Annotated in this window: 10 protein-coding genes; 7 read left to right on the top strand and 3 right to left on the bottom strand. The window is 71.6% G+C overall.

What is annotated here, in order from left to right; genetic code table 11:
* Positions 1–139: 139 nt before the first annotated feature.
* Positions 140–1,024 (bottom strand): LysR family transcriptional regulator, encoded by an 885-nt coding sequence (locus ACFXAZ_RS32090; RefSeq protein WP_382687404.1) that lies wholly within the window; start codon positions 1,022–1,024, stop codon positions 140–142.
* Positions 1,025–1,107: 83 nt separating this feature from the next.
* Between ACFXAZ_RS32090 and ACFXAZ_RS32085 the strand changes: the two genes are divergently transcribed.
* The 6 genes from ACFXAZ_RS32085 to ACFXAZ_RS32060 all read left to right on the top strand — a co-directional run bounded on the left by ACFXAZ_RS32085 (position 1,108) and on the right by ACFXAZ_RS32060 (position 9,374).
* Positions 1,108–1,815 carry a succinate dehydrogenase gene (locus ACFXAZ_RS32085; RefSeq protein ID WP_384598293.1) on the top strand — a complete coding sequence of 236 codons (708 nt, stop codon included), beginning with the start codon at positions 1,108–1,110 and terminating at the stop codon, positions 1,813–1,815.
* 1 nt (position 1,816) lies between these two features.
* Complete coding sequence (locus tag ACFXAZ_RS32080; protein ID WP_384598291.1) at positions 1,817–3,763, top strand: fumarate reductase/succinate dehydrogenase flavoprotein subunit; 1,947 nt, start codon at positions 1,817–1,819, stop codon at positions 3,761–3,763.
* On the top strand, positions 3,760–4,509 hold the full coding sequence (locus ACFXAZ_RS32075) for a succinate dehydrogenase/fumarate reductase iron-sulfur subunit (RefSeq protein ID WP_384598289.1): 750 nt from the start codon (positions 3,760–3,762) through the stop codon (positions 4,507–4,509). The genes ACFXAZ_RS32080 and ACFXAZ_RS32075 overlap by 4 nt, the downstream gene beginning before the upstream one ends.
* Before the next feature lie 285 nt (positions 4,510–4,794).
* On the top strand, positions 4,795–5,568 hold the full coding sequence (locus tag ACFXAZ_RS32070; RefSeq protein ID WP_384598287.1) for a GNAT family N-acetyltransferase: 774 nt from the start codon (positions 4,795–4,797) through the stop codon (positions 5,566–5,568).
* 8 nt (positions 5,569–5,576) lie between these two features.
* Positions 5,577–6,455: a lysophospholipid acyltransferase family protein gene (locus ACFXAZ_RS32065; RefSeq protein WP_384598285.1), complete on the top strand. Its 879-nt coding sequence runs from the start codon at positions 5,577–5,579 to the stop codon at positions 6,453–6,455.
* Positions 6,456–6,884: 429 nt separating this feature from the next.
* The gene (locus tag ACFXAZ_RS32060; protein ID WP_384598283.1) at positions 6,885–9,374 is read left to right on the top strand and encodes an ATP-dependent Clp protease ATP-binding subunit; all 2,490 of its coding nucleotides are present in this window, start codon (positions 6,885–6,887) and stop codon (positions 9,372–9,374) included.
* A 3-nt stretch (positions 9,375–9,377) separates the two neighbouring features.
* On the opposite strand, the gene ACFXAZ_RS32055 is transcribed toward ACFXAZ_RS32060, so the two are convergent.
* Both ACFXAZ_RS32055 and ACFXAZ_RS32050 read right to left on the bottom strand, forming a co-directional pair.
* Positions 9,378–10,394 carry an LLM class flavin-dependent oxidoreductase gene (locus tag ACFXAZ_RS32055; protein ID WP_384598281.1) on the bottom strand — a complete coding sequence of 339 codons (1,017 nt, stop codon included), beginning with the start codon at positions 10,392–10,394 and terminating at the stop codon, positions 9,378–9,380.
* A gap of 205 nt (positions 10,395–10,599) precedes the next feature.
* Positions 10,600–10,815, bottom strand: a complete 216-nt coding sequence (locus ACFXAZ_RS32050) for a helix-turn-helix transcriptional regulator (RefSeq protein WP_384598279.1) — start codon at positions 10,813–10,815, stop codon at positions 10,600–10,602.
* A gap of 79 nt (positions 10,816–10,894) precedes the next feature.
* On the opposite strand from ACFXAZ_RS32050, the gene ACFXAZ_RS32045 reads away from it, so the two are divergent.
* On the top strand, positions 10,895–12,049 hold the full coding sequence (locus ACFXAZ_RS32045; protein WP_384598277.1) for an RNA-guided endonuclease InsQ/TnpB family protein: 1,155 nt from the start codon (positions 10,895–10,897) through the stop codon (positions 12,047–12,049).
* Positions 12,050–12,079: the final 30 nt, after the last annotated feature.

The following is a 12,079-nucleotide window of genomic DNA, read 5'->3' as shown; positions in this document are numbered from 1 at the left end:
GTTCCCCGCGCCCCTAAAGGCAGGGCGCGACCGCAACGCCCGGTTCTTCAGGGGCGCGGGGAACTGCGCGACCAGCCACCCCACCACCCGCACCCGGCATCACACCGCAACCAGGCAGACGCACCCCGCATCAAAAAGGTCACCGTTCCAGCAGCATCCGCTGAAGCTCCCGCGCAGCCCGAGGCGGAGCCACATCGCTGCGGTGGGCGAGCGCGATCGTGCGGTGCAGTCCGGGACGGGTGAGCGGCGTCACCCGCAACCCCCGCCCCGACCGCGCCGCCACCATCCGCGGCACCACGGCGATCCCCAGCCCCGCCCGGACAAACCCCAGCACGGCGTCCATCTCCCCGCCCTCCACGGCGAAATCCGGCTCGAACCCCGCGGAGCGACACGCGGCGACGGTCAGTTCCCGCAGGTCATAGCCGTGCCGGAACATCACGAGCCGCTCCCCCTCAAGATCGGCGAACCGCACGCTCCGCCCCCCACCACCCGGCCGCGCAGCCTCCGGCGCCGAGACGACGACCAGGTCCTCGCGCAGCAGCTCCACCGTCGTCAGCGCCGGGGACGCGGCCGGCAGCGGCAGCACCACCAGCGCCAGATCCAGCGACCCGCGCGCCAGCAGCCGTACCAGATCGTGCGAGCCGCCCTCCTCGATCAGCAGCTGGATCCCGGGATAGCGGTCGTGGAAGGCGCGCAGCACATCCGGCAGCAGACCGGTGCACAGGCTCGGCGTCGCCCCCAGCCGCACCCGGCCGCGCCGCAGCTGCACCAGTTCCTGCACCTCGATACGGGCGGTGTCCGCGTCGGCGAGGATCCGCCGGGCCAGCGGCAGCAGCGCCTCGCCCGCGTCGGTCAGCGCGATGTTGCCGCGTGCCCGCAGGAACAGATCCGCCCCCAGCTCCCGCTCCAGCGCCTTGATCTGCTGGGAGAGCGAGGGCTGGGCCACATGGACCAGCTCGGCGGCGCGGGTGAAGTGCCGGGTCTCGGCGACCGCCACGAAATACTGGAGCTGCTGGAACTGCATCCAGCCACTATAGGCCAGGCCTATCGAATCAAGCCGGACCATGTCTTGGACCGATGGGGTCTCCCGGCTCTAGCGTGCCTGACATGGCTCTGGCAACGCGGACGGACAAACGGCCGTCCATGGCGCGCACGGTGTGGGACAGCTCGGTCGGCAAGAAGACCGTCATGGCCGTGAGCGGCCTGGTGATGCTGCTCTACCTGATCGCGCACATGATCGGGAACCTGAAGATCTTCTTCGGCCCCGAGGACATCAACGACTACGCCCACTGGCTGCGCACCATGGGCGAACCGGTGCTGCACTACGAGTGGGCGCTGTGGCTCGTCCGGATCGTCCTCGTCGTCGCCGTCGTGGCGCACGCGGTCTCCGCCTACCAGCTCAGCCGCCGGGACATCAAGGCGCGCCCCAGCAAGTACGTGCACAAGAAGCCGCGCGCCAGCTACGCCACGCGCACCATGCGCTGGGGCGGGATCATCCTCGGCCTGTTCATCGTCTGGCACATCCTCGACCTGACGACCGGCACCGTGCACCCGGGCGGCTACGAGCACCTCAAGCCGTACCAGAACATCATCGACACGTTCTCCACGTGGTACGGGAACACCATCTACCTCGTCGCGATGCTCGCGCTCGGCCTGCACGTCCGGCACGGCTTCTGGAGCGCGGCCCAGACCCTCGGCGCCGGCAGCCGCAGCCGCGACCGCGCCCTGAAGACCGTCGCCAACGTTCTCGCCGCAGTGCTCACGCTCGGGTTCATCGCCGTGCCCGTGGGCGTCATGACCGGATTGGTGAGCTGAGATGACCTACTCCGAGTACGCGACCGGTGAGCCGGTCCTCGACCGCAAGGCCCCCTCCGGGCCGATCGAAGAGCGCTGGGACACCCGCCGCTTCGAGGCGAAGCTGGTCAACCCGGCCAACCGCCGCAAGCACACCGTCATCGTCGTCGGCACCGGCCTCGCGGGCGGCTCCGCGGGCGCCACCCTCGCCGAACAGGGCTACCACGTCGTCCAGTTCTGCTACCAGGACTCCCCGCGCCGCGCCCACTCCATCGCCGCCCAGGGCGGCATCAACGCGGCGAAGAACTACCGCAACGACGGCGACTCCGTGCACCGGCTGTTCTACGACACCGTCAAGGGCGGCGACTTCCGCGCCCGTGAGTCCAATGTCCACCGGCTCGCGCAGATCTCCGTCGAGATCATCGACCAGTGCGTGGCGCAGGGCGTGCCCTTCGCCCGTGAGTACGGCGGACTGCTCGACACCCGCTCCTTCGGCGGCGTCCAGGTCTCCCGTACGTTCTACGCCCGCGGCCAGACGGGCCAGCAGCTGCTGCTGGGCGCCTACCAGGCACTCAGCCGGCAGATCGCGGCGGGCAACGTCGAGATGCACCCCCGTACCGAGATGCTCGACGTGATCGTGGTCGACGGGCGGGCGCGCGGGATCGTCGCCCGGGATCTGATCACCGGGAAGATCGACACCTACTTCGCGGACGCCGTCGTCCTCGCCTCCGGCGGCTACGGCAATGTGTTCTATCTGTCGACCAACGCCATGAACTCCAACGCCACCGCCGTGTGGCGGGCACACCGGCGCGGCGCCTACTTCGCCAACCCCTGCTTCACCCAGATCCACCCCACCTGCATCCCGCGCACCGGCGACCACCAGTCCAAGCTGACCCTGATGAGCGAGTCGCTGCGCAACGACGGCCGGATCTGGGTGCCGAAGGCGCAGGGCGACACCCGTCCGGCGAACCAGATCCCCGAGGACGAGCGCGACTACTACCTGGAGCGCGTCTACCCCGCCTTCGGCAACCTGGTCCCGCGTGACATCGCCTCCCGCGCCGCCAAGAACGTCTGCGACGAGGGCCGTGGCGTGGGACCCGGCGGCCAGGGCGTCTACCTGGACTTCGCGGACGCCATCCAGCGCATGGGCCGGGCGGCCGTCGAGGCCAAGTACGGCAACCTCTTCGACATGTACCAGCGGATCACCGACGAGGATCCGTACGAGGTGCCGATGCGGATCTACCCCGCCGTGCACTACACCATGGGCGGACTGTGGGTCGACTACGACCTCCAGACCACCATCCCGGGCCTGTTCGCCGTCGGCGAGGCCAACTTCTCCGACCACGGCGCCAACCGGCTCGGCGCGTCCGCCCTGATGCAGGGCCTGGCCGACGGCTACTTCGTGCTCCCGGCGACCATCAACGACTACCTCGCCCGCCACCCGCACAGCGAGCCGGTGACCGGCGAACACCCGGTGGTGCAGGAGGTGATCGCCGAGACCGAGGACCGCCTCAACCTGCTGCTGTCCGTCGACGGCGACCGCACCCCCGACTCCTTCCACCGCGAACTCGGCGAACTGATGTGGGAGTTCTGCGGCATGGCCCGCACCGACGCCGGACTGCGCAAGGCCCTGGAGCGCATCCCGCAGATCCGCGAGGAGTTCTGGCGGCGCATCAAGGTCCCCGGCACCGGCGAGGAGTTCAACCAGTCGCTGGAGAAGGCCAACCGGATCGTGGACTACCTGGAGCTGGCCGAGCTGATGTGCCTCGACGCGCTGCACCGCGCCGAGTCCTGCGGCGGCCACTTCCGCGAGGAGTCCCAGACCCCGGACGGCGAGGCCGCCCGCCAGGACGACGCGTTCACCTACGCCGCCGCCTGGGAGTTCACCACGACCGGCGAGGCGCCCGTCCTGCACAAGGAAGACCTGGTCTTCGAGTACGTCCACCCCACCCAGCGGAGCTACGCATGAAGCTCACCCTGCGCGTCTGGCGGCAGAAGAACGCCGACGCCGACGGCGCCATGTCCACCTACCAGGTGGACGGCATCTCCTCCGACATGTCCTTCCTGGAGATGCTGGACACGCTCAACGAGGAACTCATCCTCAAGGGCGAGGACCCGGTCGCCTTCGACCACGACTGCCGCGAGGGCATCTGCGGCGCGTGCAGCCTGGTGATCAACGGCGACGCCCACGGACCCGAGCGCACCACCACCTGCCAGCTCCACATGCGGTCCTTCGCCGACGGCGACACCATCGACATCGAGCCCTGGCGGGCGGCGGCCTTCCCGGTCGTCAAGGACCTCGTCGTCGACCGCTCCGCCTTCGACCGGATCATCCAGGCCGGCGGCTACATCAGCGTCCCCACCGGCGCCGCCCCCGAGGCGCACGCCGCGCCGGTCCCGAAGCCGGACGCCGACTTCGCCTTCGAGCACGCCGAGTGCATCGGCTGCGGCGCCTGCGTCGCCGCCTGCCCCAACGGCGCCGCGATGCTGTTCACCTCCGCCAAGATCAACCACCTCAACGTGCTGCCGCAGGGCGCGCCCGAGCGCGAGACCCGGGTCCTGGACATGGTGACGCAGATGGACGACGAGGGCTTCGGCGGCTGCACCCTCACCGGCGAGTGCGCCACCGCCTGCCCGAAGGGCATCCCCCTGGTCTCCATCACCAGCATGAACAGGGAATGGCTGCGGGCGACCCGCAAGGTGGCCAAGCGGTAGGGCCCGGGCGTCGGGATCCACCAGGCTGCGCGAAACGCCGCAGCTCACAGACGTTCGCCGTTAAGGTGCGGACGGGCGGGACCGGGAGCGGTGCTCTTCCGGTCCCGCCAAGCATTTCCCCGACCCGCCCGGCCCACCCCGGGCATTCAACTACCTCACACCCGCTCTCCCATCAGGGGTTACGCGCCGGACAGCCGGCGTCGGAAGAACTGTGGCGGCCGGACGTACGGGACCGGCCCCCGTCCGACGCACCTGCCGAACCCGGCCCGTGACCAGGAGAGAGCCATGACCGGCGTCACCACGCTCGACCGACCGCCACAGCCGGCGGCACCCACGCGGTACACCGTCACCCTCGCCCGCGACGAGGCCGACGTCCGCGCCGCCCAGAAGCTGCGCCACGACGTCTTCGCCGGCGAGATGGGCGCCTTGCTGTCCAGCCCGCAGCCCGGCCTCGACATCGACGCCTTCGACGCGTACTGCGACCACCTGCTCGTCCGCGACACCATCAGCGGCGAGGTCGTCGGCACCTACCGGCTGCTGCCGCCCGACCGGGCCGCGATCGCCGGACGGCACTACTCCGAGGGCGAGTTCGACCTCACCGGACTCGACCCGATCCGCCCCGGCCTGGTGGAGGTCGGCCGCTCCTGCGTCCACCCCGACCACCGCGACGGCACCGTCATCGGCCTGATCTGGGCCGGGATCGCGCGCTACATGGTCGCCGGCGGCCACGAATGGCTCGCCGGCTGCTGCTCGGTCCCGCTCGCCGACGGCGGTACGCTCGCCGCCGCCACCTGGGACCGCGTCCAGGGCAAGCACCTCGCCCCCGAGGAGTACCGGGTGCGCCCGCTGCTGCCCTGGAGCGCAGAGGGCGTCACCCGCCCGGCCGGGCGCACCGAACTGCCCCCGCTGCTGCGCGGCTACCTCCGGCTCGGCGCCTGGGTCTGCGGCGAGCCCGCCCACGACCCCGACTTCGGCGTCGCCGACCTCTACGTCCTGCTGTCCATGCGCCGGGTCAACCCGCGCTACCTCAAGCACTTCCTCTCGCTCGTCCCGGCCTGATGAACGCGATGAGCGTCTGGCAGCCGAGTGCGCCGTGCACCCCCGCCGCGTGCATCGACGCGGTGGGGCGTGCGGCGGGTCTGCCCCGGGCCGTGCTGCGGTTCACGGCGGTCCTGGCGCTGGTGGCCGCGGCCTGTCTCGCGCTGCCGCTGGGACGCCGGATGCCCGCCGGGACGATCCGCTGGTGGTGCCGGACCGTGGTCCGCGCCGCCGGGGTCCGGCTCACCGTCACCGGGTCCGCCCCCGCGACGGGCGGCCTGCTCATCGTCGCCAACCACATCTCCTGGCTCGACATCCCGCTCCTCGCCGCCGTGCGCCCCGCCCGGATGCTCGCCAAGACCGAGATCCGGCGCTGGCCCGTCGCGGGCGCGCTCGCCGCGCGGGGCGGCACCCTCTTCATCGACCGTGACCGCATCAGGGCCCTGCCGCGGACCGTCGCCGCGCTCGCCGACGTCATGCGGCAGGGCGGCGCCGTCGGTGTCTTCCCCGAGGGCAGCACCTGGTGCGGCCGGGCCCAGGGCACCTTCCGCCGGGCCGCCTTCCAGGCCGCCCTCGACGCCCGGGTCCCCGTCCAGCCGGTCCGGCTGCACTACCGGCTCACCGACGGCCCGGCCAGCACCACCCCCGCCTTCATCGGCGAGGACTCCCTGGTCACCTCCGTCTGGCGGGTGGTGTGCGCCCGGGGCCTGCTCGCCGAGGTCGACGTACGCCCCCTCATCGCCCCCGGCACCCACCCCGACCGCCGCACCCTGGCCCACGCCGCCCAGCCGGGCCGGGTCGGCGAGCCGGACTGGCCGCACGCGACCCTGGTGTCCCAGCGCACCGGGGCGGAGGCGGAGGGGAGGCGGGCGGAAGCGGAACTGGTGAGCGACCGAGTGAGTGAGTGAGCGAGCGATTCAGTGATCGGGTCGGGACGGCCGGGCGCCCCCGACGGCCGAATGACCGTGTGGCCGAGGCCAGTTGACCGACCGGACAAACGGCCGTACGACCGAGCGGCGTCGACCCGCCCGCCCCCCGGAGCGGTCGAGGAGCACGGCGGGCCGTTCCCCACTCCGGGATCACGACCGGGCCCGGCACCGGGCCGCCGTACCGCGTCCGCCGTGCGCTGGACGGACCGGTGACCGTTGACGAACGCGACCACATCGCGCGGGATGTTCACCTCCACGCCCCGGCGATCGTGCTCCCGGTCCCCGCGCGGGGCGGGGCGGGCGGTCGCGCAGGTCACCCCCGGTAACCCCGCGCGGGTGCGGGCCCCGGCGGGCTGTGCGACGTTGGTAGGCGGGGATGCCCGGCGACGTACGGAGGACCCGTCCATCATGACTACTCCCGGTTTCGGCTTCGGCCGCAGTCCTTTCGAGGAGTTCGACGAGCTGATGTCCCGCTTCTTCGGCGGGCCGGGCGGACAGGGCGGGCCGCCGGCACCGGCCCGCAGGCCGCAGAGCGTCGATATCGGCAGCCTGCTCTCCGAGCGGGCCCGTGAGCTGGTGGCACAGGCCCGGGACATCGCCGCCGCCGAGGGCAGCGAGGATCTCGACGCCCGCCATCTGCTGGCCGCCGCCACCGAGCAGGACGCCACCCGGCGGCTGCTGAGCGACGCCGGGGCCGACCCCGACCGGATCCGCGCCCGGCTCGCCGCCCACACCGCAGGCGGCGAGAAGACCGAGCCGGCCGCTCTCACCCCGGCCGCCAAACGCGCCCTGCTCGACGCCTACCGGATCTCCCGCGCCGACGGCGTCTCCTACATCGGCCCCGAACACCTGCTGCGCGCCCTCGCCGCGAACCCCGAGTCCGCCGCCGGGCAGGCGCTCGCCGACAGCGGCTGGGAGGCCGCCCGGATGCCGGCCGGGGAGCACACCGCAGCCGAGCGGCAGCGGCCCAGCAGCACGCCGACCATCGACGAGTTCGGGCGTGATCTCACCGAGGACGCCCGCGCCGGGCGCCTGGACCCGGTGATCGGGCGGGACGACGAGGTCGAGCAGACCATCGAGGTGCTCTCCCGGCGCAGCAAGAACAACCCCGTGCTGATCGGCGACCCCGGCGTCGGCAAGACCGCCATCGTGGAGGGCATCGCCCAGCGGATCGTCACCGGCGACGTGCCGCGCACCCTCGCGGGCAAGCGGCTGGTCTCCCTGGACCTGCCCGGGATGGTGGCCGGGACCAAGTACCGGGGCGAGTTCGAGGAGCGCATGAAGAAGCTCCTCGAAGAGGTCCGCGAGCACGGCGAGGAACTGATCCTCTTCCTGGACGAGATGCACACCGTCGTCGGCGCGGGCAGCGGCGGCGAGGGCGCCATGGACGCGGGCAACATGCTCAAGCCCGCCCTCGCCCGGGGCGAACTGCACCTCATCGGCGCGACCACGGTCGACGAGTACCGCAAGCACATCGAGAAGGACGCCGCCCTGGAGCGCCGCTTCGCGCCCATCCTGGTCGGCGAGCCGTCCGTGGACGACACCATCGAGATCCTGCGCGGGCTGCGCGACCGCTACGAGGCCCACCACCAGGTCCGGATCACCGACGAGGCGGTGGTCGCCGCCGCCGAACTGTCCGACCGGTACATCACCTCCCGTTTCCTGCCCGACAAGGCGATCGACCTGATGGACCAGGCCGCCGCCCGGGTCCGGCTGCGTGCCAAGACCCCGCTGGCCGACACCCGCGACATCGAGGACACCATCGCCGCCCTGGGCCGGGAGAAGGACCAGGCGGTCGCCGACGAGGAGTACGAGCGGGCCAGGGAACTGCGCGACCGGATCAAGGAGGCCGAGGGCCGGCTCGCCGACGCGGACGCCGCCGAGGAGCACACCCCGAAGGTCACCGCCGACGACATCGCCGAGGTCGTCGCCCGCTCCACCGGCATCCCGGTCGCCCAGCTCACCGAGGAGGAGCGCGAGCGGCTGATGAAGCTGGAGGAGCACCTCCACGAACGCGTCGTCGGCCAGGACGAGGCCATCACCGCCGTCGCCCGTGCCGTGCGCCGCGCCCGCGCCGGCATGAGCGACCCCGACCGGCCCGTCGGCAGCTTCCTGTTCCTCGGCCCGACCGGCGTCGGCAAGACCGAACTGGCCCGCGCGCTCGCCGCCGCCCTCTTCGGCGACGAGCACCGGATGATCCGCCTGGACATGAGCGAGTTCCAGGAGCGGCACACCGTCTCCCGGCTGGTCGGCGCCCCGCCCGGATACATCGGCCACGAGGAGGCCGGCCAGCTCACCGAGGCGGTGCGCAGGCAGCCGTACTCCGTGGTGCTCTTCGACGAGGTGGAGAAGGCGCACCCGGACGTCTTCAACGCCCTGCTCCAGATCCTGGACGACGGGCGGCTCACCGATTCCCAGGGCCGCACGATCGACTTCAAGAACACCGTCGTCATCATGACGTCGAACATCGGCGCCGACCGGATCCTGTCCGCCGGGGTCGAGGACTACGACCTGATGCGCGAACAGGTGCTACCGGTCCTGAACGACTACTTCCGGCCCGAGTTCCTCAACCGCATCGACGAGATCATCGTCTTCCGGGGCCTGGACCGCGTCCAGCTGCGCCAGATCGTGGAACTCCTCCTCGACCACACCCGGCGCCGGCTGCGCGCCCAGGAGGTGGACCTGGAGATCACCGACACGGCGGCCGACCTCCTCGCCAACCTCGGCTACCAGCCCGACTTCGGCGCCCGCCCGCTGCGCCGCACCATCCAGCGCGAGGTCGACGACCGCCTCGCCGACATGCTGCTGTCGGGCCGGCTGAACGCGGGCGACCGGGCCCGGGTCGACGCGGTGGACGGGGCGCTGGAGGTACAGGCGGAACAGCCCGCGTCACTGTGACGGCTACGATGGCTGTGACGGGTGGCGGCGGGTGATCCGTGCCAGCCGCCGGTAGGAGTCCAGCAGCGCGTCACGGTCGTACGTACTGGTCGTCACCAGCACCTCGTCCGCCCCCGTCGCCTTCAGGACCGTCTCCAGCTCGTGGGTGACCTGCTCCTCGGTGCCCACGAGCCGGCCGGTCAGCCCGGACTCGTAGAAGCCGCGCTCCCGCTCGGTCATCCGCAGCGCCTCGACCCGCTCGGCGGGCGGCAGCGGCGGGAAGGTGCCATGGGTGCGCGAGTACGCCATCGACCACGCCTCCGGGATCAGCAGCCGCCGGGCCGCCTCCTCGGACGCGGCCACCGCGATCGTGCCGGAGACGACGACGTACGGCTCACTCGCCCACTCCGAGGGGCGGAACAGGGCGCGGTACTGATCGATCCCGCGCTGCATCCGCTCCGGGTCGCGGAGGTCGCCGATGACCATGGGCAGGCCCGCGCGGGCGGCGATGGCCGCGCCCTCGCCCATCGCCAGCACGAAGGGCGGCACGGTCAGGCCATCCGACGGGCGGGCGTGCACCCCGGTCGGCGAGGTGCCCCGGAACCAGCCCAGCAGCTCGGCCAGTTGGCCCTCGAAGTCCTCCGCCACGCCCTTGTCCCGGCCCAGCGCCCTGCGCACCCCGTCGGTGAAGCCCACCGAACGCCCCAGGCCCATGTCGATCCGGCCCGGGAACAGCGACTCCAGCACCCCGAACTGCTCGGCGACGACCAGCGGCTGATGATTGGGGAGCATCACCCCGCCCGTGCCGACCCGGACCCTCCCGGTGGCGGCGGCCACGGCGGCGGCCAGCACGGTCGGCGCCGAACCGGCGACGCCGGGCACGCCGTGATGCTCCGACACCCAGAACCGGTGATAGCCGAGCCGCTCCACCTCCCGCGCGAACCGCACCGTGTCCCGCAACGCCTCCGGCCCCGGCCGCCCCTCCCGGGTACGGGACCGGTCGAGCACGGAGAACGGGATATCGGCGATCGCTGGGGTCACATGGGGTTCAACGCCTGGGGGACGGGGGCATTCCCTGGCTGGGTGGCTGGGTGGCTGGGTGGGTGAGGGGTCGCGGTCCATCGCCGGTTGGTCCCGATCCTGGGTCTGTTGCCCGTCCCCCCGGAGGGGCACTCGTACCCCGCTCTCGCCGCGCTTGTCTACGCTGGCGGGCGTGACCATGGGTAAACGGCGCAGGCCCCGTCCTTCAGGGCGGGGTAAGCCCGGATTCGGGGCGCGCTCTTCGGGCAGGGTGGGCGGCGCGCCATGCGTCAATGCCTTCGATCGGCCAGAGCGAGGCGCGGCCCACCTTGACGGGCTCGGGGAAGTCGGGGGCGCGGTTGGCGAGGTTGTAGACGCTCTGCGGATTGATGCCGAGGCGTTCGGCGGCTTGCTCGGTGGTCAGGTAGCCGGGGATGTCCATGGGTTCACGGTATCCGCATGCGATAGGTCGTCTACTGCTACGCTTGCAGTAGGTCAGCTACTCGATAAGGGGATGCGGGGTGCAGTTGCGCTACAACTTCCGGCTGCACCCCACAGCCGGACAGCGGCAGGAACTCGCGAAGGCGTTCGGGTGCGCGCGGGTCGTCTTGAACGACGCCCTTCGCGCACGGCAGGAAGCCCATGCCGCCGGGCTGCCGTACATCAAGGACACCGACCTCCAGAAGCAGGTCATCACCGCCGCGAAGCAGACCCCCGAACGGGCCTGGCTCGCCGAGGTGTCATCCGTGGTGCTGGTGCAGGCGCTCGCCGACCTGCACACCGCCTACCGGAACTTCTTCGCCTCGGTCACCGGACGACGCAAGGGCCCGAAGGTCGCTGCGCCCCGGTTCCGGTCCCGCAAGGACAACCGCCACGCGATCCGCCTCACCCGCAACGGGTTCTCGATCCGGCCGAACGGTCGCCTGTACCTGGCCAAGGTCGGCGAGATCCCCGTCCGCTGGTCTCGCGAGTTGCCCTCCGACCCCACCTCGGCCACCGTCATCAAGGATGCGGCGGGCCGCTACTTCGCGAGCTTCGTCGTGCAGACCGACCCGTCGGAGATCCTGCCGGAGACGACGGGCGAGATCGGCATAGACCTGGGGCTGACGCACTTTGCGGTCCTGTCCGACGGCCGGAAGGTCGCTTCCCCGAGGTTCCTGCGTCGTGCCGAGCGGCGTCTCCGCAAGGCACAGCAGGCCCTCTCCCGGAAGGCGAAGGGCAGCAGCAACCGCAAGAAGGCCGTCGCCCGCGTGGCGCGGCTGCACGCCCGCGTCGCCGATACACGGCGGGACCACCACCACAAGCTGTCCACGACACTCATCCGCGAAAACCAAGCGGTGTACGTCGAGGACCTCGCGGTGAAGGGTCTCGCCCGCACCCGGCTCGCGAAGTCCGTCCACGACGCCGGATGGGCCCAGTTCACGGCCATGTTGGAGTACAAGGCTGCCCGCTATGGGCGCATCTTCGCCGAGGTCGACCGCTGGCTGCCGTCTTCGCAGACCTGCTCGGTGTGCTTCGTCATCGACGGACCCAAACCCCTCAACGTCCGCACATGGACGTGCGAGGCGTGCCAGACCACCCACGACCGGGACGTGAACGCGGCCCGCATCGTGCTCGCCGCAGGACGTGCGGAGAGCCAAAACGCCTGCGGAGGGACCGTAAGACCCTCCGCCTAGCGGAAGGCAGGACCCGATGAAACAGGAACC

Origin of the sequence: Streptomyces sp. NPDC059477, assembly GCF_042749375.1 — a bacterium.
GTDB lineage: Bacteria > Actinomycetota > Actinomycetes > Streptomycetales > Streptomycetaceae > Streptomyces.
The sequence above is the reverse complement of the archived record's forward strand: the minus strand, read 5'-3'. Positions and strand labels throughout refer to the sequence as shown.